Origin of the sequence: Endozoicomonas sp. ALD040 (assembly GCF_049275945.1) — a bacterium.
Classification (GTDB): domain Bacteria; phylum Pseudomonadota; class Gammaproteobacteria; order Pseudomonadales; family Endozoicomonadaceae; genus Endozoicomonas_A.
In genome coordinates this window covers 2,692,408-2,719,105 of the sequence record NZ_CP184829.1, presented here as the reverse complement: position 1 = coordinate 2,719,105, position 26,698 = coordinate 2,692,408, and the positions used below count along the sequence as shown (strand labels likewise).

Genomic DNA, 26,698 nt, shown 5'->3' with positions numbered 1-26,698 from the left:
CTATTTTCTGCACTAAACCCGACGACAGCTATTGCAGATTGATTAAAAACTCCACATTATAAAATCTAATGGGTTGGACTTTTCCTGCCATTGTGTTTGAGTCAACGAACAGGAGACTGACCGGGAATAAAAAAATTCTTGATCAGGCTTCCAGGTTTTAGTTGAGCTTTCCATGATGTCAGCCAATGGACGGCTGCCAGCCCGGGCCACTTTCTATACTGACTCTCTTCAATCATAAGAGTGGCCAATGTACTGATCTTGAGACAGTCGTGAATAAAGGGGGCGCCCCCCCGATACGGCTGTCGAATCCGAACATCAGACAGGGCAGGGCACAATATGGATATATTTAACCACTACCAGGAGCGATTCCAGTCCACGCAGCAGGAAGAGCTTACCATTCAGGAATATCTCGACCTCTGTAAAGATGATCCCGGGGTCTATGCCAATGCAGCAGAAAGAATGCTGATGGCCATTGGCGAACCGGAGATGACAGACACCTCCCGGGATTCTCGCCTGAGTCGTATTTTTTCCAACAAACTGATCAAACGTTACCCCGCCTTTGAAGAGTTCTATGGTATGGAAGAAGCCATTGAACAGATTGTTTCTTACTTCAAGCACGCTGCCCAGGGACTGGAAGAAAAGAAACAGATCCTTTATTTGCTGGGTCCGGTGGGTGGCGGTAAATCTTCTCTAGCGGAAAAACTGAAAGCCCTGATGCAAAAGCAACCTTTCTACGCCATTAAGGGGTCGCCGGTTTTTGAATCACCACTGAATCTGTTCAATGCCGATGAAGATGGTGACATTCTGACTCAGGAATACGGCATTCCCAGACGTTATCTGGGCGGCATCATGTCACCCTGGGCAGTGAAGCGTCTTAACGAGTTTGGTGGTGACATCACCAAGTTCAAGATTGTAAAACTCTGCCCCAGCATTCTTAACCAGGTGGCCATCGCCAAGACCGAACCCGGTGATGAAAACAACCAGGACATTTCCAGTCTGGTGGGTAAAGTGGATATCCGTCAGCTGGAAGAATACTCTCAGGATGATCCGGATGCTTACAGCTTCTCCGGAGCACTCTGCCGCGCCAACCAGGGTCTGATGGAATTTGTGGAGATGTTCAAGGCTCCTATCAAAGTTCTCCACCCATTGTTGACTGCCACTCAAGAGGGTAATTACAACAGTACCGAAGGGATGGGCGCGATTCCTTTCAATGGTGTGATCCTGGCTCACTCCAACGAATCAGAATGGCAAACCTTCAAGAACAATAAAACCAACGAAGCCTTTATTGACCGGGTTAATATTGTCAAAGTGCCCTACTGCACAAGGGTGAAAGAAGAGATTCTGATTTATGAGAAACTGCTCTCCAGCAGCTCTCTGAGAGAAGCGCCCTGCGCACCCGATACCCTGAAGATGCTGGCCCAGTTCTCGGTTCTGTCTCGAGTTAAAGAACCTGAAAACTCCAACGTTTACTCGAAGATGCGAGTCTACGACGGTGAAAACCTGAAAGACACCGACCCTAATGCCAAGCCGCTGCAGGAGTACAAAGATGCTGCAGGAGTGGATGAAGGTATGGAAGGGCTTTCAACCCGTTTTGCTTTCAAGATTCTTTCCAAGGTCTTCAACTTCGATCCCACCGAAGTGGCGGCAAACCCGGTTCATATGCTGTACGTATTGGAGCAGCAAATAGAACAGCAGCAATTCCCGAAAGAAATCCATGAACGCTACCTGCGTTATGTGAAGGAATTTCTGGCGCCGAAGTACATTGAGTTTCTGGGCAAGGAAATCCAGACTGCTTACCTAGAATCATACTCTGAGTATGGACAGAATATCTTCGACCGTTACATCACCTACGCTGACTTCTGGATTCAGGATCAGGAATACCGTGATCCGGAAACCGGAGACATACTCGACCGGGCTTCAATCAATGAAGAGCTGGAGAAGATTGAGAAGGCCGCCAGTATCGCCAATCCGAAAGACTTCCGTAATGAAGTGGTGAACTTTGTACTCAGAGCCAGGGCCAACAATCAGGGTAAAAACCCAAGCTGGTCCAGCTACGAGAAAATGCGCACCGTGATTGAGAAGAAAATGTTCTCCAATACTGAAGACCTTCTGCCGGTCATTTCATTCAATGCCAAAAGCAGCAATGAAGACCAGCGCAAACACAACGAGTTTGTGAAGCGCATGGTCGAGAGAGGCTATACCGAGAAACAGGTGAGACTGCTGGCTGAATGGTACATCAGGGTCAGAAAGTCACAGTAAGAGCTGAGGCCTGCGACAGCGTCGCAGGCCCTTTTTAAGTACCTAACCAGGTACTTAATGGAATTATTCTTTGATCATTTACAGGTCCGACCAACGACCATGGGCAGGTGAAAAAAGTGATCAAAAAATAATTTCGAGACCGCTTCGAAAGTGACTGACGAACGTCAGAAAATAGCTTTCGGAGCCAAAATACACAAAAACGGTGGAAAGATGTCACCCTATTCCGATAACTACTAAAACCATGAGCAAAAAAAGCGGTAAGCGAAAAAAATCATGGCAAGCAGGGATTGGAATAACAAGGTTTTGAACAGGCAGTTCAAAACTGGCGACATGGAAATCATGAAATGTTCTGTGTCATAACAGACAGGGAGCGTGCTGATGAGCATTATTATTGATCGACGTCTGAACGGGAAAAACAAGAGTACTGTCAATCGACAGCGTTTTCTGGACAGATACCGAAAGCACATTAAAAAAGCGGTTTCTGAAGCGGTTAACAAACGCTCCATTACGGATGTGGAATCTGGGAGTCAGGTTACCATTCCTACTAAAGATCTCTCTGAACCCCACTTTCAGCATGGTCAGGGTGGCCGCTACAAACAGGTTCATCCCGGTAATAAAGAGTTTGTTTCCGGCGACAGAATCAAACGACCATCCGGTGGTTCCGGGCAGGGTTCAGGCCGGGGCAAAGCCGGTAACTCCGGCGAAGGCATGGACGAGTTCAGTTTCCAGATCAACCATGAAGAATTTCTGAATCACATGTTTGATGATCTTGAGCTGCCAAACCTGGTTCGAAAGCAGCTTCAGGATGCCACTGAATTCAAAATGAAGCACGCCGGTTACACCAGCGAAGGCTCTCCTGATCGATTGAACATTGTTCGCTCCCTGAGATCAGCACACGCTCGAAGAATTGCCCTCGGTGGCGGTGCCCGAAAGGAAGTAAGGGCATTAAGACGGCAGCTTCGTGAGCTGGAAGTCAGTCCGGAGGAAGCCGATTCTCAACTTGTAGAAGAACTTCGCGAGAAGATTAAAGAGCTCAATGGCAAGTTGAAAAAGCTGCCCTTTATTGATGACTTTGATCTCAAGTACAACAACCTGATTAAAGTTCCCAGCCCCAGTAACAAGGCCGTAATGTTCTGTGTCATGGATGTCTCCGGTTCCATGACACAGGAAATCAAAGACATGGCCAAGCGCTTTTTCATCCTGCTTTATTTGTTCCTGCAACGTAATTACAAACAGATCGAAGTGGTCTTCATTCGGCACCACACTGCCGCAAAAGAAGTTGATGAGGATGATTTCTTTTATTCCAGAGAAACCGGCGGAACCATTGTCTCCAGTGCTCTGGAAATGACCAGTGACATCATCAACAAACGTTACAGCCCGGTGGACTGGAACATTTACGTCGCCCAGGCTTCCGATGGTGATAACTGGGAAGGAGATTCCAGCGTCTGTTCGAAAATTCTGACCGAGCAGATCATGTCGAAGGTTCAATACTTTTCCTACGTCGAAATCACCGACCGGGCTCACCAGAACCTGTGGCGTGAATACGAAAGCATAGCTGAACAGTTCGCCGATCAGTTTGCCATGCAACAGATCAAAACACCGAATGACATTTATCCGGTGTTCCGTCGTCTGTTTGAGAAAAAAGAAACCGTATAAGTGAGGCATCCGCCATGAGTGAGGTTACAGATATTAAAGAGAGAGAACCCATCTCCACGGGTTCAGAATGGACCTTTGATCTCATTCAGGAATACGACCGTGAGTTGGCGCGGCTGGCAGACAAGTTCCGGCTCGACACTTACCCGAACCAGATTGAGGTCATCAGTGCCGAACAGATGATGGATGCCTACTCTTCTACAGGCATGCCATTAATGTACAGTCACTGGAGCTTTGGCAAACAGTTTCTCCATACCCAACAGAATTATCAACGCGGCCGCATGGGGCTGGCTTATGAAATTGTGATCAACTCCAACCCCTGCATTGCTTATCTCATGGAAGAAAACACCATGACCATGCAGGCTCTGGTACTGGCCCATGCCAGTTATGGTCATAACTCATTCTTTAAAGGTAACTATCTGTTCCAGACCTGGACCGATGCCGAATCCATTATTGACTACCTGATGTTTGCCAAGCGTTATGTTGCTGAGTGCGAAGAAAAATATGGCGTTGAAGCGGTTGAAGATGTTCTGGACGCTGCCCATGCCCTGATGAACCAGGGTGTTAATCGCTACAAGCGCCCGAGACCACTTTCAGCAGAACAGGAAAAAGAGCGCCAGCAGGAAAGAGCAGAGTATATTCAGAGAACCCTGAACGACATCTGGAGCACTATTCCAAAGACGGAAGACAAAGAAGAGAAAAAAGTTGAACGCTTTCCTAAAGACCCGGAAGAGAACATTCTCTACTTTCTGGAAAAAAATGCGCCACTGCTGGAAACCTGGCAGCGTGAACTGCTGCGAATAGTCAGGAAAGTATCCCAATACTATTACCCTCAACGTCAAACCCAGGTGATGAACGAAGGCTGGGCCTGCTTCTGGCACTACCATCTTCTCCATGAGCTTTATGATGAAGGAAAAGTCACCGATGGCTTTATGCTGGAATTTCTGCACTCTCACTCAAGTGTCGTATACCAGCCTCCCTTTGACAGCCCGCACTACAGCGGCATCAACCCCTACACACTGGGCTTCAGCATGTTTCAGGATATTCGCAGAATCTGTGAAAATCCTACCGATGAAGACAGACACTGGTTCCCGGACATTGCCGACAGTGACTGGCTGGAAACCGTGCATTTTGCGATGAAAAACTTCAAGGATGAAAGCTTTATTCTGCAATTCCTGTCTCCCAAGGTGATGAGAGAACTCAGACTCTTCTCGGTTCTGGATGACGAAAGCAAGTCCTACCTGGAAGTCGATGCGATTCATAACAGCACCGGATACAAAGAAGTAAGGGAGTCGCTGGCTGCTCAATACAATCTTGGCAACCGGGAGCCCAATATCCAGGTCTTTGATGTGGATGTGCGTGGCGATCGAACCCTGACTCTCAGACATTACCAGCACCAGGGACGTCCACTGGATAAAAGTACAGAGGAATTACTCAGGCACGTACACCGGCTCTGGCAATTTGATGTCAAACTGGAGTCGGTGACCATTGATAACAAGGTAAGCAAAAGCTATCAGTGCCCGGATAAAAAAGATTCCGGGAAGTCTCACTAAAAAGATCTGATTGAAAGACGAGGGTCTTTTTATATTGAAAACTAATAAGAATTAAAAAGCCATCCGAGAGTCTCCCGGACTTAAGCCTCCGTCCGGGTCACCCCGCAGCAAGGGTTGCTATTGCAACCTCACGACTGCATGGATGCAGGAGCAGTAGCTGCTTGGGACGGCCTTAAGTCCGGCAGGCTTCTGGCCCCACATATCCTATCCACTTAAAACCGAATCCCCGCTGCCACGACAGAAAGAACCAGCCCTTCCGTTCAATGCAAAAAATACTGACTACGGTGATAACCAGAAGCTTGATGCCTATTAACGATATTTTCAAAGAGTCAGATGCACGGCTGAATGGCTGTTTTTTAAAAACAAGCAATACCCACTCAAAGCAATTCAATTCATTTGCATGTCTTGATGACTCATAACCGTTTATGTATTGCACAAAATTATTCCTACCATCACATAAAGCGTTATTAAATCTATTTAAATAGTCCATAAAAGCACATTAAATGCTTCCATCAATTTAAAGCTTCCTGTATAAATAGTTACCTCCGTCATTGATAACCATTAATACCCGGTCGAATTAGTCTGAATTGGGAGTTCCTGAATGAACGTTTTTGAAGAAATTCATCACCGCCTGAGCAGTAAAACTCGTATCCGCTCTTTGTTTAAAGATGTTCATGTCGAAGATCTTGAGCGTATCATCTCCAGAATGCAGGACGTAATGCAGGAGAAAGTTGAAGCCCGCAATAAGATTGACGAAGAGCGTCAAGCCAAACTCGAAAACATTGAAGCCGTTAAGCAGATCATGGCCGAACGCGGCATTTCAATGGAAGACTTGGACCATCTGGAAATAGCGACTCAAAAACGTCGTCGTAATGTCCAAAGGTTTACTTTTGAGTACCAGACAGAAGCCGGCGACACTGTCCAATGGGATGGCTCTACCACAGGGCGCTTGCCGCGTGACTTCCAAAGCTACCTGGACCGCACCGGCAAAAAACGTCTGGAATGCGTCGTTGGCGAAGAGTAAGTCTACCTTCGTCAGTATTTCGGGTTCATGCCCGGTCTGCAACTTCTTGAATAGAGACACCAATGGATCAAAGTATCATTCTTTGAAAAACCTCCCCCTCTGACTCGAAGTAATCAGTTGGGGATCCCATTACAGAGTGCTCAGGTGGGACCACTCTCATCAACACTCTGACCAACAGCCCGCAGTGCACCCCACAGCAGGTGTTCAAGAGACAGATACAAACTAGTAAAGAAAATACAAATACGCAAGCCCGGTCTTTGCAGGATGGTTAAAATCCACCACCCTGCCAGCTCCCGGGGATTAGCGTTTCAGAGTAAAGATAGTCAGGATCAGTCTGTAGTACAACAGACTGTTCGCGAATGATGAAACCATGAAAAGATTATTCATTTTTTGATGGTAGTCCTAAAAGCAGAAAAGGTGCCACCGGCCCTTTTCTGCTTTCATGAGTGTTCCAACTCAAGGCATTTTTCCGGAAAGTGGCAAATAAAGCGGCTGCCTTTTCCTGGGTGACTGCTGATCGTGAGTTTGCCTCCGTGTCTCAGCATGACGTGCTTGACGATAGCCAGGCCAAGCCCCGTTCCCCCGGTATTCTGGCTACGACTTTTATCAATCCGGTAAAAGCGCTCAGTCAACCTCGGAATATGCATTGGATCAATACCGACACCATTGTCTTCTACCATCATATGTCCGCCTTCCCCGTCCTGCCACCAGCGCACAAGTATTTTCCCACCCTCGGGTGTATAGCGCACGGCATTAAAGACCAGATTCGAGAAGGCACTGCGCAACTCATTACTGCTGCCTGCCAAAAAGACATCTTCAGGACAATCCAGAGAAATCTGATGCCGGCTTTCACCACTGAGTGCACATCCGTCTTCAACGATACTGCTGAGCAGGGTTTTAACATGAACCCCATTCTCGTCTGCCTGAGCTTCAGCCGACTCCAGTTTGGACAGCAACAGCAGGTCTGCCACCAGATTCTGCATTCTCAGCGACTGCTCCTGCATCCTGTTCAGTGCTTTTTCCCAAACAGGGGGCAGACCTGAATCCGGGCCCAGACTGTCCAGCATGGTTTCGATGTATCCAGACACAACCGTCAGTGGTGTTCTCAGTTCATGGGAGACATTGGCAACAAAGTCTTTTCTCATGACTTCCAGCTGATTCAAGCGCGTGACATCTCTAACGGTCATGAGACGATTGCCTTTGCCATAAACCGTTATATTAAATTGCAGTTGATGATCAGGGTTGATTGGCGAGGGGATCTCAAGAGCTTTTTGATAACCACCCTGCTCAAAGTAGTCGACAAACCTTGGATCACGTAGCAGATTGGTAATCAACTGCCCCTGATCGTCAGGCGTCTTAAGCCCTATCAAAGTTCCAGCGGCGGGATTCCACCATTCCAGGTTGCTCTGATTATCTATCATTACAACACCGTCGTTCAGCGCAGCAGTTGATTCCTGAACACGTTCAATCACTCCGGCCAGCTTTTGCCGGGAACGACTGTGCTGTTTTTGCAATCGATAGATACCATCAAAAATTTGCCCCCAGAACCCTTTACTCTCAGGAGGCTCTTTGCTCCTGGCCTTGGGGTCATTCAGCCAGTCCAGCAGCTTGAAAAGCTGACGGAAGCTCCAGACAAAATAACCTCCCATGACCACACAGAGTCCTAAAAAAGGCTCTCCAAACAACCAGCCCAGGGAAAACCCGACAATCACGTAGGCGATCATGCGGCTCAGCAAATGGGTTTTTGAAATTGTTGTCATATTACTCCCGGCCAGATAACTGCTGAGCACTGAGCATAAAAGGTTTACACCCTCGTTGAGAAACGATATCCAGTACCACGAACCGTTTGCACAAAGGCTTCGTAGTTATCACCTAAGGCCTTACGCAAGCGTCGAATGTGTACATCAACGGTTCGCTCTTCCACATAAACGTTGCCACCCCAGACCTGATCCAGTAACTGCCCACGGGTATAGGCACGCTCCTGGTGCGTCAGGAAAAACTGCAGCAAACGGTACTCGGTAGGTCCTATTTCAGCAGGTGAGCCATCAATAGAGACTCTGTGGCTGACAGGGTCCAGCTCCAATCCCTTGATGACAATGGGAGACTGGTTATCAAATCCGCCTGTACGACGGAGAACCGCTTTTAAACGAGCAGCCAGCTCGCGGGGAGAAAAAGGCTTGGTGATGTAGTCATCGGCACCGGTTTCAAGTCCCTGGATTTTGTGGTCTTCTTCACCTTTGGCCGTCAACATAACAATGGGTATTTCAGAGGTCAGCTCATTGCGCTTCAGACGACGGGCCAGTTCAATTCCAGAGACATCTGGTAACATCCAGTCCAGCAAGATCAGATCGGGTTTGTTATCCACAATCAGAGAGTGCGCTTCTCTGGCATCTGCTGCCTCAAGACAGTCATACCCTGCCATTTCCAGAGCAACGGTCACCATTTCGCGAATCGGTGCTTCGTCATCTACGATCAGAATGGTCTTTCCTGGCATTAATCTCTACCTGTTATCTGTCGATTCGATTTCGGCGGTGACGTTCTGGCATCTATCAGCTGAAGCTCATTAGGGCTATATCAGGATGGTAGTGTCTCAGGACAGCACCTTTCCTATCGCTCAGGCTGCTTCTCACTACTTTGATCAACCGCACTATACACCGGACATTACACCTTTGAAATGTTACAGGCAGATGACACACTAAAGGCTGATATTGCAGCTTAAAAATAAAAAGATCCCTCAGGGTTTACAGGGTAAGGCTTTTCGCCATTTATCCCCACAGCCACCATAAGTAGCAATACTTACCGGGCTCTAAGCCGGATTGAAGATCAAAGATAACTCAACACGAAACCTGCAAATACAATGGCTCCGGCCCAGTGGTTACTAAGAAACGCCCTGAAGCAGGCTTCACGCTCACGACGACGGGTTAACCATTGCTGGTAAACGAAAAGGGCTGCGACAGCCAACAATGAGAGATAATAGAGAGCACCTAACTCCAGTTGATGGCCTGCCATGGCCAGTGTCATCAGGGTAAGTACCTGCAGGCAACCAACAATCAGGTTATCCATCTCGCCAAATAGAATGGCTGTGGACTTGATACCTACTTTCAGATCATCGTCACGATCCACCATGGCGTATTGAGTATCGTAAGCCACTGTCCAGAAGAGATTGGCCAGAAACATCAGCCAGACGATGTTTCCCAACGAGCCACTCTGAGCCGCAAAAGCCATGGGTATCGACCAGCCAAAAGCAGCCCCCAAAACCACCTGAGGCAGATGAGTGTGTCTTTTGGCAAAAGGGTAAGCCGAGGCCAGCAATAATCCGGCAAAAGAGAGCTGGACGGTAAGAGTATTGGTAAAGAGTACAAGAATGAAAGACAAAAGTACCATACCGGAGAAATAGATCAGCGCTTCTTTTTCCTGAATTTTACCCGTTACCAGCGGTCGATGCTGTGTTCTCTTAACATGGCCGTCCACTTTCCTGTCAGCAAAGTCATTAATAACGCAGCCTGCACTGCGCATCAAAACCACGCCGACCGAAAAAATCACCAGATTCTTCAGACTCGGTACACCTTCTGCCGCCACCCAGAGTGCCCACATAGTAGGCCAGAACAACAGATAAATACCAATAGGCCGGTCCAGCCGGGCCAGCCGTAAGAAATCTTTTAAACGGGGAAATCGTTGCAGAACTACTTCAGTGCCTGCCAATACCGCCATTGGTTTTCTGAATTGCATCATAATATTTAGCTGCTTATCTGCATCTTTATTATCATCGCTGAGATTCTTATTGCTCATCGCCCTGAATCATGACCCGCATCGCCAGTTTATCAGGTCAGGCCAGGTTCTCAATCAGGCCATGACCAGACCGACTGCGGAAATCTCTATATTTCACGAGGTAAGTGCTTCGACAAACAATCATTCTTGTAGAGCTTCAGGGTTCAGGATGCTTCGACATGACTCTGGAGTGCTTCTCTGTCTGTTCAGACAGGTCCGGCAAAAAGATTTCACAAACAGATATAGACTTTTCGTGCAAATAAAATAACGACCGCCTTCCCCAGGCTGTTTCATCAGAGTATTTTTCAACCAGATGAGGATTAAACTGACGAGCCGGCAGTTCCGCTACCTCAAATGGTCCCCGACGCATACCGGGATGATTAAATAAAAACTCCCCCAGGGGCTTAGTGCCCAGTTGCAGCAGCTCTCTGTTCGTGCCAATAAGACTGCTGTGAGGCAATACACTTCGTGCAAACACTCTGGGTCGGCCACCACAGATCAGCAGAACCTCCCTGATAGAAGCCATTTTGCTGCAATGTCTGTTTTCGAATGATCCTGCCAACTCACCAGACGTGGACGTAGCCTTTGACTGTTCATAGTTATTGAGAAACTTTAGCTCCGAACAGGTCGGCATAAAGGTCCCGTGACGAATAACCTGAACCCTGAAGTCGCCGTCAAACTCATGTTTCAAACGCTGAGTCAGGGAACCTCTGTCCAGCAGCCAGTCTCTCCAGGGCTCTGGAATCTGCTGTTTCAAATAATGTCTCGGCTTCCAGGATAAGCCTGAAAAATCAATAAAAGGCACCATCACTCCTGCTGCACAAATCCAATTTTCCAGAACTGCCCCGGGAGGAAACAAGGCAGCTCACCTTGACACTCCCCGCCTTGTCAGGCGAGGCTTCTGACTTCATAAGCTACAGCCAGCCTATAACGACCGGACTTACGCAGAAGCCTCCATCAGCAGCAACCGGGTGCCCCTCGGTTATTTATTGGTCTTTTGTTTGATTTGCCGCTGCCTTAACGGGTCACTCAGGTATGGGTTCATCTGGTTCTTCAAGGGCGGTTGGGCAGTTGGCTCTGCCTTAATTTTTTGTTAACAGTGCTTGGTTTTCATCATCGTGAGTTTCTGCATAGAGACAGACCGACAGTGAATTTAGCCAACTATGCACAAACACGCAAGCATAAGGCTCTTCACCAGCGCGGCCCGACCTACGCGGCCCGACCTACGCGGCCCGACCTACGCGGCCCGACCTACGCGGCCCGACCTTCCCGACTTATATCTCCCTCCGCCCGATTGAGGGTGTCGCAAAACTCCAACAACTCGTTCCCACGCTGGAACCCACAGGGCCTAAAAGCATGGCAACCAGAGTTTTTGCGACACCCTCCAAGGAGCCTGACCGAGAATAGACTGCCCTACTGCGGCGGCAGCAAATTGGTCTGAAAATCCGCTTTTGTTCGTCAAATAGCTCGCTATTCTCCTCACAAAACCGAATTTTCATCCTCAATTTTCTGCCGTCCTCGCTACGGGCGCTATTCTCGGTCAGGCTCCAAGGCGGGGAGTGTCACGGTTTCCTCAATTTCTTTCTGCCTGACTTTAATGGACACGACCGAATTCTTTTCTATGCTTCCTGCCAATGGTATAAATCATCCCCAAGGGATGATCGAAAACTATAAATCAGGATCCGCGCATGGCTGTCGTAAAACGTACGCCCCAAAAGACCGGTCGTATAAGAACCGAGAGAGTTCGGCTGATTTTGAAAGCTGCCGAACAGGAGTTTGCCCGGCATGGATTCGGGGGAGCCACAATCCAGCGTATAGCTGACCTGGCCGATTTACCAAAACCGACTGTCTTGTATTACTTCAGTAACAAGCAGGAAATTTATGACGAAGTTCTTAACAATATTTTGTATCTCTGGAATGACAAACTGAACAGCTTTCATCCGAAAGATGACCCTGCAGAGTCACTTGAACGGTATATCCGCTCAAAAATAGAAGTCTCCAGAAGATACCCCACAGCCAGCCGAATTTTTGCCAGTGAAATCATTCATGGCTGCCAGCAGCTGTCTCCGTCCATGAAGGACTCTACCCAGCAGTGGTTTAAAAACAAAACAGAGATTTTTCAGCACTGGATGGATGAGGGTAAAATGGCCCGGGTAGAGCCCATGCACCTGATTTTTATGATCTGGGGATCGACTCAGCATTACGCTGATTATGAAAAACAGATCTGCCTTATCATGAACAAAAAGAAACTGCCTGCCTCAACCTACGATCAAGCCGCTGACACTATCTGCGACATTGTTCTTCGTGGTTGCGGTCTGAAGGTTTGAGAAACGATAAAAATCTTGTAGAGTCACAAGGTAAAAATGAACCGGGCAGATTAACACGCAAGTCACTGCCATAAACTGCTGTATTGGCGGTCTATGGTATACGGCAGCTTGTTGCACTATCCAGACCGTCCTGCTCATAACAAGAGGCAGATGATGAGAGTCTGGATAAAACATCCCCTGGCTATTTTCACCGCAAACAGTCAGGACGCCGGTAACGGCGTGGTGATTGATGAAAGCTCCGGCAAGATCACAGAGCTGGTTCCCTCGGGACAGTCTCCGAAAGTCTCCTGTGATCAAAGCTATGACGCTTCCGGACAGGTTCTCCTTCCCGGTCTGATCAATACTCATCACCATCTTTATCAGACCCTGACCCGCGCCTTCCCTCCGGCACTGAATAAAAAACTCTTTCCCTGGCTGCAAACGCTTTATCCTGTCTGGGCCAGACTGAAGCCAGAGATGCTGTTTAACGCCACTCAGCTGGGACTGACAGAACTGCAGCAGTCCGGTTGTACAACAGTGGCAGATCATCACTACCTATTCCCGGAAGCACTCACAGAAGCCATTGATATTCAGGTGAAGGCCGCTGACAGTATTGGCAGCAGGGTTATACTGACTCGGGGTTCCATGAGCCTTGGAGAGAAGGATGGAGGCCTTCCTCCCCAGTCTACCGTGCAAACAGAAGCTGAGATACTCGACGACTCCGAACGTCTGATTCATCGTTATCATGAGTCAGACGAGGGGGCAAAGGTTCAGATTGCCCTGGCACCCTGCTCACCTTTTTCAGTCAGCACAGAGTTGATGAAAGAGACCGCTGGGCTGGCCCGTAAACACAATGTTCGATTACATACCCATCTGGCTGAAACCCATGATGAAGACAACTTCTGCATCGAGCGGTTCGGTTTACGGCCACTGGATTACCTGGAATCTGTGGATTGGCTGGCTGACGATGTCTGGCTGGCCCATGGTATTCATTTCAATGACGATGAAATCAAAAGAATGGGACAGGCGGGCATGGGCGTCTGTCACTGCCCTACCTCGAATATGCTGCTGGCATCGGGCATCTGCCGCACCAAAGAACTGGCGTCTGCAGGCGTGCACGTCGGACTGGGTGTGGATGGCTCCGCTTCAAACGACGGCTCCAATATGATGCAGGAAGTCCGTCAGGCTTTGCTGATCAATCGTCTGCGTTACGCCGCAGACGAAGTCACTCATCTCGATGCTCTGTACTGGGCAACAAAAGGCTCAGCCAAAGTGCTTGGCAGGGGCGATATTGGAGAACTGGCAGAAGGAAAGCAAGCCGACCTTGCTCTTTTCAGCCTGGATGAGTTGCGTTTCAGTGGCAGCCATGACCCACTGGCAGCACTGGTTCTTTGTGGAGGCCATAAAGCAGCTGCCGTTATGTGTGCAGGAAAGTGGCTGATTAAAGATGAAACACTACTTCATCTTGATCAAGAGGCCATCATGGCTGCACACCAGCTTTCTGCCAGAAAGCTGGTGTCTTGAGAGGCTGTCGTAAATCTCTGGTTCCAATGCTCCAGAGATTTATGACGGGGAACGAGTTGTAGGGTATGACGGAAATAATCAGGAAGTGGTTTCTTCTTTGATGGCTCCCGAAGATGCATTAATATTTTTCACCACTTTTCTCTGATCGCTGGATTCAGGCCCGGAATCTTCAGGCAAAACCAGTGTCAGCAAAATAGCGGTCAGACCTCCGGTGGTAATCGCCGAGCTGAAAATGTTTTTGACCAGTTCCGGCATCTGGCTCAGCACCCCGGGCACAATAGTGACGCCCAGCCCCATACCCATGGACACAGCAATGATCATTACCTGTCGACGATCAAGTGATCCTGAAGCCAGGATGCGAATACCTGAAGCGGCCACCGTGCCAAACATAACCAATGTAGCCCCACCCAGCACAGGCTTGGGAACCAGCATCAGGATGGCCCCGAGTATCGGGAAAAGTCCCATCACTAAAAACAAACCGGCAATGATATAGCCAACAAACCGGCTGGCGACACCGGTCATTTGAATCACACCATTGTTCTGGCTAAACGTCGTCGTTGGAAAGCTGTTCAGGCAAGCTGCGGTCAGAGAGTTCACGCCATCAGCCAAAATACCGCCACGAATACGCTCAACGTATCCATCACCCTCAATAGGTTCACCCGAAAGTTTTGCTGTCGCAGTCAGGTCACCGGTAGATTCAATGGTCGTTATGACATAAATGAGAGCAATCGGAATGAATAGCTCCCAATCGAAGGTCATTCCATATTTAAAAGGCACCGGAGCAGTAAATAAAACCGAGTCCGACAATCCCTGCAGAGTCATTTTACCGGTATAAAGTGTTATCAGGCTGCCCACCAGCAAGCCAAGGAAGATCGCCGAGAGACGCACCATGGGACGAGAACTGCGATTAAAAAAGATCACAGTCGCTAACACGGTGATGCTCACTGCAAGGTTGCTCAGCGCACCAAAATCAGGCGCATTGAAGCCACCGGCCATATCGGTCACAGCTACCTTAATCAGGCTGAGACCAATCAGTGAAATAACAATTCCGGTAATGGTTGGCGTAATAATCTTGCGCAGCTTATGGAAAAAGCGGCTCAGGACAATCTCGATAAATGCCCCGAAAAAACAAAGACCCGTCATCAGTGCAATAATCTCTTCACTGCTGCCTCCCCGACTCTTAACCACAAAACCGGCAGCAATAAGGGAGCTCAAAAACGCAAAACTGGTTCCCTGAATACTCAACAAACCAGACCCCAGGGGACCAAACCGTCTGGCCTGGATAAAGGTACCTATCCCTGAGGCGATCAGCGCCATACTGATCAGGTAAGGAATATGCTCTCCCAAACCCAACACCCCACCGATGACCAGGGTCGGTGTCACAACCCCCACAAAGCTGGCTATCATATGCTGCAGGGCACTGAAAAAAGCTCGAAATAATGGTGGTTTGTCGTTTAATTGGTGGATGAGGTCGGGATTATGAGTCTGGCTATTCATGCATACTCCTGCCGTCTATTTTTTTTTATACAGAGTGAGTATTGCAATTCCTTGACCAATTATTCAATTTTTTTTGGGGTACTATACCAGCGCAACCAGCCTGCCAGGTGCTAGCCTTTCCCACCTGGGCCTGCGACAAGCAGAAATCAATCACTTGACTTTGCATCATCAAGCTTTCGTTTCCGGTGTTGTCTTTTGTGATTCGACAGAGCTTGAGGGTTTGGCAGGAGCTTCTGGCACTCAGGGCAAGTTTGCACTCTGGTGTGATCTTTTCTTTTGTGAACCGACAAGACTTTCGCGTTTGGCAGGATCTTCTGGCACTCAGGGCAGGTTTGTTCTCCGCTGTGATATAGACTTTTGTGAACCGACAGGGCTTGGGCGTTTGCCAGGGTCTTCTGGCACCCAGGGCAGGTTTGCTTTCCGGTGTGATCTTTTCTTTTGTGAACCCACAGGGCTTGAGCGTTTGGCAGAGTCTCCAGGCACTCAGGGCAGGTTTGCTCTCCAGTGTGATCTTTTTTTTTGTGAAACGCCAGGGCTTGAGCATTTGGCAGGGGCTTCTTGCATTCAGGGCAGGTTTTCTCTCCAGTGTGATATTGACTTTTGTGAGCCGACAGGGACTTACCGTTTGCAAAAGTCTTCTGGCACTCAGGGCAGGTTTGCTTTCCCGTGTGATGTTTTCTTTTGTGAACCGCCAGGGCATAAGGGTTTGGAAGGGGCTTCTGGCACTCAGGGCAGGTTTGCTTTCCCGTGTGATGTTTTCTTTTGTGAACCGCCAGGGCATAAGCGTTTGGAAGGGGCTTCTGGCACTTAGGGCAGGTTTTCTCTCCGGTGTGATCTCTTCTTCTGTGAGACGACAGGGCTTGAGCGTTTGCCAGGATCTTCTGGCACTCAGGGCAGGTTTGTTCTCCGGTGTGATATTTTCTTTTGTGATGCGACAGGGCTTGAGCGTTTGGCAGGGTATTCTGGCATTCAGGGCAGGTTTGTTCTCCGGTGTGATATTTTCTTTTGTGATCCGACAGGGCTTGAGCATTTGGCAAGGACTTCTGGCACTCAAGGCAGCTTCGCTCTCCGGTGTGATATTGACTTTTGTGATTGCGCAATGAGGCTTGAGAGCTAAATGATTTCTCACAGCCAGGGTGATCACATCGGTATTTTTTGGAGCCTGCCTTCCTTTGTTTTTCCGCAGGTGGTGGATTTAATTTTAATGATGAACCAGTTCTGCTGTCAGCTTCTGAGACAACTGTCGATGCTTCAGCAGGATGGCTAACCGGGCCAGATTCCTGATCGCCTGTTTGCAAATAGACATCGCAAGCGAAAGAGTCATCTGAGATTGAACGACACCGGGTACTTGTAGAAGGAGCAAAGATACAGACTCCCTGTTGATTACAACAGGGCTGTTCATGGCAATTTTCGTCAAGGCTATGTCGGGAGTCTGTGGGCTGCCCCGAATTTTCATCATTATGGTCGTTGTCGTATAGATAATGCGGTTTTTCTGAATGTCTATTGAATGACTGACCATGATCCTCTGACCCCATTGCCCGGGAATTGTTACCGCCGCCCGCCCCGTTCATCAAAGTGATAATCTGAAGTTTGTTTCGCCGACAGGGTTTGTCATCGGGCAGCATGCCTGACCCCGAATATCCGTTTGTGCTGAGCATATGTAATGGCTGTTTTTGCATCAGCCTCCAACCAGTCATTGGCATTGCAGTTGATATGCCCAGCTCAGTTTTTATAGAAAAACTCTGGCTTGTCGAAGCCCCATTCTGATCAACCTCAACGATAAAACCATAAGTCTGTGGCTCAACCGGGGAGACGAAAGGCAAAAAGACCAATACGTGCGAGAGTAGACTTTTAATGGTTCTATCCTTTTTTTCCGGGGATAGGAGCAGTGAGGATAGACGATAGGAACTTTGGGAGCTTTTCAATGTTGGCAAGCTCTATTGCCTCCCATGTCTTTTTGTCATCGGTTAACCGCCGCTGGTGATAGACAGATAGACGTGATCATTGCACTTCAGATCATACCCAAACGTGTGCAGTGCCCTTCCCTCCTGAGCCTGTGACAAGCAGAAATCAATCACTTGACTTTGCATCTTCAAGCTTTCGTTTCCGGTGTAGCCTTCTGTGATTCGACAGAGCCTGATTGTTTGGCAGTAGCGCCTGGCACTCAGGGCAGGCTTGTTCTCCGGTGTGATATTTTCTTTTGTGTGCCAACAGGGCTTGGGCGTGTGGCAGGGTCTTCTCGCACTCAGGGCAGTTTTGCTCTCCGGTGTGTTCTTTTCTTTTGTGAAGCGCCAAGGCTTGAGCGTTTGGCAGGGGCTTCTGGCATTCAGGGCAGATTTGCCCTCCGCTGTGATATCGGCTTTTGTGATTCGACAGGGCTAGAGCGTTTGGCAGGGGCTTCTGGCATTCAGGGCAGGTTTGCTCTCCGCTGTGATATCGGCTTTTGTGATTCGACAGGGCTAGAGCGTTTGGCAGGGTCTTCTGGCACTCAGGGCAGGTTTTCTCTCCGGTGTGATATTGACTTTTGTGAACCGACAGGGCTTGAGCGTGTGGCAAGGTCGTCTGGCACTCAGGGCAGGTTCGTTCTCCGGTGTGATCTTTTCTTTTATGAACCCACAGAGCTTGAGTGTTTGGCAGGGTCTTCTGGCATTCAGGGCAAGTTTTCTCTCCGCTGTGATATTGACTTTTGTGAACCGACAAGGCTAGAGCATTTGCCAGGGTCTTCTGGCACTCAGGGCAGGTTTTCTCTCCGGTGTGATCTTTTCTTTTGTGAACCGTCAGGGCTTGAGCGTTTGGCAGGGGCTTCTGGCAATAAGGGCAGGTTCGTTCTCCGGTGTGATATTGGCTTTTGTGATTGTACAACGAGGTTTGAGAGCTAAGTGATTTTTCACAGCCGGGGTGATCACATCGGTATTTTTTGGAGCCTGCCTTCCTTTGTTTTTTCGCAGGTGGTGGTTTTAATTTTAATGAGGCACCGGTTGTGCTGTCAGCTCCTGAGACAACTGTCGGTGCTTCAGCAGGATGGCTTACCGGGCCAGATTCCTGATCGCCTGCTTGCAAATAGACATCGCAAGCGAAAGAGTCATCTGTGGTTGAACGACACCGGGTACTTGTGGCAGGAGCGTAGATACAGACTCTCTGTTGATTACAACAGGGCTGTTCATGGCAATTCTTGTCAAAGCTATGTCGGGAGTCAGTGGGCCGACCCGAATTTCCATCATTATTGTCGTTGTCGTATAAATAGTGTGATTTTTCTGAATGTCTATTGAATGACTGACCATGATCCTCTGACTCTGTTGTCCGGGAGTAGTTACCCCCGCCCGTTCCTTTCATCAAAGTGATGATCATGTGTGATGGTTCGTTTTGCATCAGCCTCCCATCGGTCATTGGCATTGCAGATAATAGGCCCGGCTCAGTTTTTATAGAAAAACTCTGGCTTGTCGAAGCCTCATTCTGATCAACCTCAACGATAAAACCATAAGTCTGTGGCTCAACCGGGCAGACGAAAGGCAAAAAGGCAAATACGTGCGAGAGTAGACTTTTAATGGTTCTATCCTTTTTTTCCGGGGATAGGAGCACTGAGGATAGACGATAGGAACTTTGGGAGTTTTTCAATGTTGGCAGGCTCTATTGCCTTCCATGTCTTTTTGTCATCGGTTAACCGCCGCTGGTGATAGACAGATAGACCTGCGCATTGCACTTCAGATCATACCCAAACGTGTGCAGTGCCCTTCGCTCCTGACCCTGAGACAAGCAGAAATCAATCACTTGACTTTGCATCTTCAAGCTTTCGTTTCCGGTGTTGCCTTCTGTGATTCGACAGAGCCTTAATGTTTGGCAGTAGCGCCTGGCACTCAGGGCAGGTTTGTTCTCCGGTGTGATATTTTCTTTTGTGATCCGACAGGGCTTGAGCGTGTGGCAGAGTCTTCTGGCACTCAGGGCAGGTTTGTTCTCCGGTGTGTTCTTTTCTTTTGTGAACCCACAGGGCTTGAGTGTTTGGTAGGGTCTTCTGGCATTCAGGGCAGGTTTTCTCTCCGCTGTGCTCTTTGCTTTTGTGAACCGACAGGACCTGACTGTTTGCGAAGGTCGTCTGGCACCCAGGGCAGGTTTGCTTTCCGGTGTGTTCTTTTCTTTTGTGAACCCACAGGGCTTGAGTGTTTGGCAGGGTCTTCTGGCATTCAGGGCAGGTTTTCTCTCCGGTGTGATATTGACTTTTGTGAGCCGACAGGGCATGACTGTTTGCCAAGGTCTTCTGGCACTCAGGGCAGGTTTTCTCTCCAGTGTGATATTGATTTTTGTGATTCAACAGGGCCTGTTTGTTTGCCAAGGTTTTCTGACACTCGGGGCAGGTTTGCTCACCGGTGTGTTTTTTTCTTTTGTGAACCGCCAGGGCTTGAGCGTTTGGCAGGGGCTTCTGGCACTCACGGCAGGTTTGTTCTCCTGTGTGGTATTTTCTTTTATGATCCCAAAGGGCTTGAGTGTTTGGCAGGGTCTTCTGGCATTCAGGGCAGGTTTTCTCTCCAGTGTGATACTGACTTTTGTGAGTCGAAAGGGCCTGACTGTTTGCCAAGGTCTTCTGGCACTCAGGGCAGGTTTGCTCTCCGTTGTGTTCTTTTCTTTTGTGAGTCGCCAGGGCTTGAGCGTTTGGCAGAGGCTTCTGGCACTCAGGGCAGTTTTGCTCTCCGGTGTGTTCTTTTCTTTTGTGAACCGCCAGGGCTTGAGCGTTTGGCAGGGTCTTCTGGCACCCAGGGCAGGTTTGCTTTCCGGTGTGTTCTTTTCTTTTGTGAACCCACAGGGCTTGAGTGTTTGGCAGGGTCTTCTGGCATTCAGGGCAGGTTTTCTCTCCTGTGTGATATTGACTTTTGTGAGCCGACAGGGCATGACTGTTTGCCAAGGTCTTCTGGCACTCAGGGCAGTTGTGCTCTCCGGTGTGTTCTTTTCTTTTATGAACCGCCAGAGCTTGAGCGTTTGGCAGAGTCTTCTGGCACTCAGGGCAGGTTTTCTCTCCAGTGTGATATTGATTTTTGTGATTCAACAGGGCCTGTTTGTTTGCCAAGGTTTTCTGACACTCGGGGCAGGTTTGCTCACCGGTGTGTTTTTTTCTTTTGTGAACCATCAGGGCTTGAGCGTTTGGCAGGGGCTTTTGGCAATCAGGGCAGGTTCGTTCTCCTGTGTGATATTGACTTTTGTGATTGCACAACGAGTTTTGAGAGCTAAGTGATTTTTCACAGCCGGGGTGATCACATCGGTATTTTTTGGAGCCTGCCTTCCTTTGTTTTTTCGCAGGTGGTGGTTTTAATTTTAATGACGCACAGGTTGTGCTGTCAGCTCCTGAGACGACTGTCAAACTTTCAGCAGAATGGCTTTCCGAGCCAGATTCCTGATCGCCTGTTTGCAAATAGACATCGCAAGCGAAAGAGTCATCTGAGGTTGAACGACACCGGGTACTTTTGGAAGGAGCGTAGATACAGACTCTCTGTTGATTACAACAGGGCTGTTCATGGCAATTCTTGTCAAAGCTATGTCGTGAGTCAGTGGGCCGACCCGAATTTTCATCATTATGGTCGTTGTCGTATAAATAATGTGATTTTTCTGAATGTCTATTGAACGACTGACCATGATCCTCTGACTCTGTTATCCGTGAATAGTTACCACCGCCCGTTCCGTACATCAAAGTGATGATCATGTGTGATGGTTCGTTTTGCATCAGCCTCCCATCGGTCATTGGCATTGCAGATAATAGGCCCGGCTCAGTTTTTATAGAAAAACTCTGGCTTGTCGAAGCCTCATTCTGATCAGCCTCAACGATAAAACCATAAGTCTGTGGCTCAACCGGGCAGACGAAAGGCAAAAAGGCCAATACGTGCGAGAGTAGACTTTTAATGGTTCTATCCTTTTTTCCGGGGATAGGAGCAGTGAGGATAGACGATAGGAACTTTGGGAGTTTTACAATGTTGGCAAGTTCTATTGCCTTCCATGTCTTTTTGTCATCGGTTAACCGCCGCTGGTGGTAGACAGATAGACGTGAGCATTGCACTTCAGATCATACCCAAACGTGTACAGTGCCTTTCCCTCTTAACCCTGAGACAAGCAGAAATCAATCACTTGACTTTGCATCTTCAAGCTTTCGTTTCCGGTGTAGCCTTCTGTGATTCGACAGAGCCTGAATGTTTGGCAGTAGCGCCTGGCACTCAGGGCAGGTTTGCTCTCCGGTGTGATCTTTTCTTTTGTGAACCGTCAGGGCTTTAGCGTTTGGCAAGGTCTTCTGGCATTCAGGGCAGGTTTTCTCTCCAGTGTGATATTGACTTTTGTGAGCCGACAGGGCTTTCGCGTTTGGCAGGGTCTTCTGGCACTCAGAGCAGGTTTGCTCTGCGGTGTGATCTTTTCTTTTGTGAATCGTCAGGGCTTTAGCGTTTGGCAAGGTCTTCTGGCACTCAGGGCAGGTTTGCTCTCCGCTGTGATATCGAGTTTTGTGATCCGACAAAGCTTTTGCGTTTGGCAGGGTCTTCTGGCACTCAAGGCAGGTTTGCTCTCCGCTGTGTTCTTTTCTTCTATGATTCGACAGGGCTTGGGCGTGTGGCAGGGTCGTCTGGCACTCAGGGCAGGTTTGCTCTCCGGTGTGATATTTTCTTTTGTGATCCGACAGGGCTTGAGCGTTTGGCAGGGTCTTCTGGCATTCAGGGCAGGTTTGCTCTCCTCTGTGATATCGACTTTTGTGCTCCGACAGAGCTTGAACGTTTGGCAGGGTCTTCTGGCATCCAAGGCAGGTTTGCTCTCCGCTGTGTTCTTTTCTTCTATGATTCGACAGGGCTTGGGCGTGTGGCAGGGTCGTCTGGCACTCAGGGCAGGTTTGCTCTCCGGTGTGTTCTTTTCTTTTGTGAACCGAAAGGGCTAGAGTGTTTGCCAGAGTCTTCTGGCACTCACGGCAGGTTTGTTCTCCGGTGTGGTATTTTCTTTTATGATCCCACAGGGCTTTAGTGTTTGGCACGGTCTTCTGGCACTCAGGGCAGTTTTGCTCTCCGGTGTGTTCTTTTCTTTTGTGAACCGCCAGGGCTTGAGCGTTTGGCAAGGTCTTCTGGCATTCAGGGCAGGTTTTCTCTCCAGTGTGATATTGACTTTTGTGAGCCGACAGGGCTTCCGCGTTTGGCAGGGTCTTCTGGCACTCAAAGCAGGTTTGCTCTGCGGTGTGATCTTTTCTTTTGTGAATCGTCAGGGCTTTAGCGTTTGGCAAGGTCTTCTGGCATTCAGGGCAGGTTTTCTCTCCAGTGTGATATTGACTTTTGTGAGCCGACAGGGCTTTCGCGTTTGGCAGGGTCTTCTGGCACTCAGAGCAGGTTTGCTCTCCGGTGTGTTCTTTTCTTTTGTGAACCGAAAGGGCTAGAGTGTTTGTCAGAGTCTTCTGGCACTCACGGCAGGTTTGTTCTCCGGTGTGGTATTTTCTTTTATGATCCCACAGGGCTTGAGTGTTTGGCAGGGTCTTCTGGCACTCAGGGCAGTTTTGCTCTCCGGTGTGTTCTCTTCTTTTGTGAACCGCCAGGGCTTGAGCGTTTGGCAGGGTCTTCTGGCACCCAGGGCAGGTTTGCTTTCCAGTGTGTTCTTTTCTTTTGTGAACCCACAGGGCTTGAGTGTTTGGCAGGGTCTTCTGGCATTCAGGGCAAGTTTTCTCTCCGCTGTGATATTGACTTTTGTGAACCGACAAGGCTAGAGCATTTGACAGGGTCTTCTGGCACTCAGGGCAGGTTTTCTCTCCGGTGTGATCTTTTCTTTTGTGAACCGTCAGGGCTTGAGCGTTTGGCAGGGGCTTCTGGCAATCAGGGCAGTTTCGTTCTCCGGTGTGATATTGGCTTTTGTGATTGTACAACGAGGTTTGAGAGCTAAGTGATTTTTCACAGCCGGGGTGATCACATCGGTATTTTTTGGAGCCTGCCTTCTTTTGTTTTTTCGCAGGTGGTGGATTTAGTTTTAATGACGCACCGGTTGTGCTGTCAGCTCCTGAGACAACTGTCGGTGCTTCAGCAGGATGGCTTTCCGAGCCAGATTCCTGATCGCCTGTTTGCAAATAGACATCGCAAGCGAAAGAGTCATCTGAGGTTGAACGACACCGGGTACTTTTGGAAGGAGCGTAGATACAGACTCTCTGTTGATTACAACAGGGCTGTTCATGGCAATTCTTGTCAAAGCTATGTCGTGAGTCAGTGGGCCGACCCGAATTTTCATCATTATGGTCGTTGTCGTATAAATAATGTGATTTTTCTGAATGTCTATTGAACGACTGACCATGATCCTCTGACTCTGTTATCCGTGAATAGTTACCACCGCCCGTTCCGTACATCAAAGTGATGATCATGTGTGATGGTTCGTTTTGCATCAGCCTCCCATCGGTCATTGGCATTGCAGTTAATAGGCCCGGCTCAGTTTTTATAGAAAAACTCTGGCTTGTCGAAGCCTCATTCTGATCAGCCTCAACGATAAAACCATAAGTCTGTGGCTCAACCGGGCAGACGAAAGGCAAAAAGGCCAATACGTGCGAGAGTAGACTTTTAATGGTTCTATCCTTTTTTCCGGGGATAGGAGCAGTGAGGATAGACGATAGGAACTTTGGGAGTTTTACAATGTTGGCAAGTTCTATTGCCTTCCATGTCTTTTTGTCATCGGTTAACCGCCGCTGGTGGTAGACAGATAGACGTGAGCATTGCACTTCAGATCATACCCAAACGTGTACAGTGCCTTTCCCTCTTAACCCTGAGACAAGCAGAAATCAATCACTTGACTTTGCATCTTCAAGCTTTCGTTTCCGGTGTAGCCTTCTGTGATTCGACAGAGCCTGAATGTTTGGCAGTAGCGCCTGGCACTCAGGGCAGGTTTGCTCTCCGGTGTGATCTTTTCTTTTGTGAACCGTCAGGGCTTTAGCGTTTGGCAAGGTCTTCTGGCATTCAGGGCAGGTTTTCTCTCCAGTGTGATATTGACTTTTGTGAGCCGACAGGGCTTTCGCGTTTGGCAGGGTCTTCTGGCACTCAGAGCAGGTTTGCTCTCCGGTGTGTTCTTTTCTTTTGTGAACCGCCAGGGCTTGAGCGTTTGGCAGGGTCTTCTGGCATTCAGGGCAGGTTTGCTCTCCGCTGTGTTCTTTTCTTTTGTGAACCGCCAGGGCTTGAGCGTTTGGCAGGGGCTTCTGGCAATCAGGGCAGGTTTGCTCTCCGCTGTGATCTTTTCTTTTGTGAACCCACATGGCTTGAGCATTTGGCAGGGGCTTCTGGCACTCAGGACAGGTTTGTTCTCCGGTGTGATATTTTCTTTTGTGATCCCACAGAGCTTGAGCGTGTTGCAGGGTCTTCAGGCACTTAGGGCAGGTTTGCTCTCCGGTGTGATATTGACTTTTGTGAACCGACAGGGCTTGAGCGTGTGGCAGGGTCGTCTGGCACTCAGGGCAGGTTTGTTCTCCGGTGTGATATCGACTTTTGTGATCCGACAGGGCTTTCGCGTTTGGCAGGGGCTTCTGGCACTCAGGGCAGGTTTGCTCTCCGCTGTGATATCGAGTTTTGTGATCCGACAAAGCTTTTGCGTTTGGCAGGGTCTTCTGGCACTCAAGGCAGGTTTGCTCTCCGCTGTGTTCTTTTCTTCTATGATTCGACAGGGCTTGGGCGTGTGGCAGGGTCGTCTGGCACTCAGGGCAGGTTTGCTCTCCGGTGTGATATTTTCTTTTGTGATCCGACAGGGCTTGAGCGTTTGGCAGGGTCTTCTGGCATTCAGGGCAGGTTTGCTCTCCTCTGTGATATCGACTTTTGTGCTCCGACAGAGCTTGAACGTTTGGCAGGGTCTTCTGGCATCCAAGGCAGGTTTGCTCTCCGCTGTGTTCTTTTCTTCTATGATTCGACAGGGCTTGGGCGTGTGGCAGGGTCGTCTGGCACTCAGGGCAGGTTTGCTCTCCGGTGTGTTCTTTTCTTTTGTGAACCGAAAGGGCTAGAGTGTTTGCCAGAGTCTTCTGGCACTCACGGCAGGTTTGTTCTCCGGTGTGGTATTTTCTTTTATGATCCCACAGGGCTTGAGTGTTTGGCAGGGTCTTCTGGCACTCAGGGCAGTTTTGCTCTCCGGTGTGTTCTTTTCTTTTGTGAACCGCCAGGGCTTGAGCGTTTGGCAGGGTCTTCTGGCACCCAGGGCAGGTTTGCTTTCCAGTGTGTTCTTTTCTTTTGTGAACCCACAGGGCTTGAGTGTTTGGCAGGGTCTTCTGGCATTCAGGGCAGGTTTTCTCTCCGGTGTGATATTGACTTTTGTGAGCCGACAGGGCATGACTGTTTGCCAAGGTCTTCTGGCACTCAGGGCAGTTTTGCTCTCCGGTGTGTTCTTTTCTTTTATGAACCGCCAGGGCTTGAACGTTTGGCAGTGCCTTCTGGCAATCAGGGCAGGTTCGTTCTCCGGTGTGATATTGACTTTTGTGATTGCACAACGAGTTTTGAGAGCTAAGTGATTTTTCACAGCCGGGGTGATCACATCGGTATTTTTTGGAGCCTGCGTTCCTTTGTTTTTTCGCAGGTGGTGGTTTTAATTTTAATGACACACCGGTTGTGCTGTCAGCTTCTGAGACAACTGTCGGTGCTTCAGCAGGATGGCTTACCGAGCCAGATTCCTGATCGCCTGCTTGCAAATAGACATCGCAAGCGAAAGAGTCATCTGTGGTTGAACGACACCGGGTACTTTTGGAAGGAGCGTAGATACAGACTCTCTGTTGATTACAACAGGGCTGTTCATGGCAATTCTTGTCAAAGCTATGTCGTGAGTCAGTGGGCCGACCCGAATTTTCATCATTATGGTCGTTGTCGTATAAATAATGTGATTTTTCTGAATGTCTATTGAACGACTGACCATGATCCTCTGACTCTGTTATCCGTGAATAGTTACCGCCGCCCGTTCCGTACATCAAAGTGATGATCATGTGTGATGGTTCGTTTTGCATCAGCCTCCCATCGGTCATTGGCATTGCAGTTAATAGGCCCGGCTCAGTTTTTATAGAAAAACTCTGGCTTGTCGAAGCCTCATTCTGATCAGCCTCAACGATAAAACCATAAGTCTGTGGCTCAACCGGGCAGACGAAAGGCAAAAAGGCCAATACGTGCGAGAGT

The 26,698-nt window shown here is 48.9% G+C and carries 16 protein-coding genes and 1 pseudogene; 6 read left to right on the top strand and 11 right to left on the bottom strand.

The genetic code is table 11. From position 1 onward, the window contains the following. The first annotated feature begins 336 nt into the window (after nt 1-336). From ACOJUN_RS09560 to ACOJUN_RS09545, 4 genes are all read left to right on the top strand, one after another. Complete coding sequence (locus ACOJUN_RS09560) at nt 337-2,259, top strand: PrkA family serine protein kinase (protein WP_422136402.1); 1,923 nt, start codon at nt 337-339, stop codon at nt 2,257-2,259. Between the two features lie 378 nt (nt 2,260-2,637). Continuing rightward, nucleotides 2,638-3,915, top strand: coding sequence for a YeaH/YhbH family protein (locus tag ACOJUN_RS09555; protein ID WP_422136401.1), 1,278 nt, complete (start codon nt 2,638-2,640; stop codon nt 3,913-3,915). A 14-nt stretch (nt 3,916-3,929) separates the two neighbouring features. Beyond that, on the top strand, nt 3,930-5,465 hold the full coding sequence (locus ACOJUN_RS09550; RefSeq protein ID WP_422136400.1) for a SpoVR family protein: 1,536 nt from the start codon (nt 3,930-3,932) through the stop codon (nt 5,463-5,465). 601 nt (nt 5,466-6,066) lie between these two features. Beyond that, the gene (locus ACOJUN_RS09545; protein ID WP_422136399.1) at nt 6,067-6,489 is read left to right on the top strand and encodes a hypothetical protein; all 423 of its coding nucleotides are present in this window, start codon (nt 6,067-6,069) and stop codon (nt 6,487-6,489) included. A 440-nt stretch (nt 6,490-6,929) separates the two neighbouring features. On the opposite strand, the gene phoR is transcribed toward ACOJUN_RS09545, so the two are convergent. From phoR to ACOJUN_RS09525, 4 genes are all read right to left on the bottom strand, one after another. Then, on the bottom strand, nt 6,930-8,249 hold the full coding sequence (gene phoR / locus ACOJUN_RS09540) for a phosphate regulon sensor histidine kinase PhoR (protein WP_422136398.1): 1,320 nt from the start codon (nt 8,247-8,249) through the stop codon (nt 6,930-6,932). Nucleotides 8,250-8,293: 44 nt separating this feature from the next. Continuing rightward, on the bottom strand, nt 8,294-8,983 hold the full coding sequence (gene phoB, locus ACOJUN_RS09535) for a phosphate regulon transcriptional regulator PhoB (protein ID WP_422136397.1): 690 nt from the start codon (nt 8,981-8,983) through the stop codon (nt 8,294-8,296). A gap of 329 nt (nt 8,984-9,312) precedes the next feature. Next, nucleotides 9,313-10,200, bottom strand: coding sequence for a 4-hydroxybenzoate octaprenyltransferase (ubiA, locus tag ACOJUN_RS09530; RefSeq protein ID WP_422137059.1), 888 nt, complete (start codon nt 10,198-10,200; stop codon nt 9,313-9,315). Nucleotides 10,201-10,414: 214 nt separating this feature from the next. Continuing rightward, the gene (locus tag ACOJUN_RS09525; protein ID WP_422136396.1) at nt 10,415-11,065 is read right to left on the bottom strand and encodes a chorismate--pyruvate lyase family protein; all 651 of its coding nucleotides are present in this window, start codon (nt 11,063-11,065) and stop codon (nt 10,415-10,417) included. Between the two features lie 880 nt (nt 11,066-11,945). Between ACOJUN_RS09525 and ACOJUN_RS09520 the strand changes: the two genes are divergently transcribed. Both ACOJUN_RS09520 and ACOJUN_RS09515 read left to right on the top strand, forming a co-directional pair. Then, complete coding sequence (locus ACOJUN_RS09520) at nt 11,946-12,584, top strand: TetR/AcrR family transcriptional regulator (protein WP_422136395.1); 639 nt, start codon at nt 11,946-11,948, stop codon at nt 12,582-12,584. Between the two features lie 150 nt (nt 12,585-12,734). Further along, nucleotides 12,735-14,087, top strand: a complete 1,353-nt coding sequence (locus tag ACOJUN_RS09515; RefSeq protein WP_422137058.1) for an 8-oxoguanine deaminase — start codon at nt 12,735-12,737, stop codon at nt 14,085-14,087. Between the two features lie 78 nt (nt 14,088-14,165). On the opposite strand, the gene ACOJUN_RS09510 is transcribed toward ACOJUN_RS09515, so the two are convergent. The 7 genes and pseudogenes from ACOJUN_RS09510 to ACOJUN_RS09480 form a co-directional block, all read right to left on the bottom strand. Beyond that, nucleotides 14,166-15,584, bottom strand: coding sequence for a uracil-xanthine permease family protein (locus tag ACOJUN_RS09510; protein WP_422136394.1), 1,419 nt, complete (start codon nt 15,582-15,584; stop codon nt 14,166-14,168). 146 nt (nt 15,585-15,730) lie between these two features. Continuing rightward, on the bottom strand, nt 15,731-17,263 hold the full coding sequence (locus tag ACOJUN_RS09505; RefSeq protein ID WP_422136393.1) for a C2H2-type zinc finger protein: 1,533 nt from the start codon (nt 17,261-17,263) through the stop codon (nt 15,731-15,733). Between the two features lie 258 nt (nt 17,264-17,521). Beyond that, nucleotides 17,522-17,623, bottom strand: a pseudogene (locus ACOJUN_RS09500) (transposase); the annotation flags it as partial. A 31-nt stretch (nt 17,624-17,654) separates the two neighbouring features. Beyond that, nucleotides 17,655-19,097, bottom strand: coding sequence for a C2H2-type zinc finger protein (locus tag ACOJUN_RS09495; protein ID WP_422136392.1), 1,443 nt, complete (start codon nt 19,095-19,097; stop codon nt 17,655-17,657). Nucleotides 19,098-19,344: 247 nt separating this feature from the next. Next, on the bottom strand, nt 19,345-21,621 hold the full coding sequence (locus ACOJUN_RS09490; RefSeq protein ID WP_422136391.1) for a C2H2-type zinc finger protein: 2,277 nt from the start codon (nt 21,619-21,621) through the stop codon (nt 19,345-19,347). A 60-nt stretch (nt 21,622-21,681) separates the two neighbouring features. After that, nucleotides 21,682-24,282, bottom strand: a complete 2,601-nt coding sequence (locus ACOJUN_RS09485; protein WP_422136390.1) for a C2H2-type zinc finger protein — start codon at nt 24,280-24,282, stop codon at nt 21,682-21,684. Nucleotides 24,283-24,342: 60 nt separating this feature from the next. Beyond that, nucleotides 24,343-26,676, bottom strand: a complete 2,334-nt coding sequence (locus ACOJUN_RS09480) for a C2H2-type zinc finger protein (protein WP_422136389.1) — start codon at nt 26,674-26,676, stop codon at nt 24,343-24,345. Between the last annotated feature and the right edge of the window lie 22 nt (nt 26,677-26,698).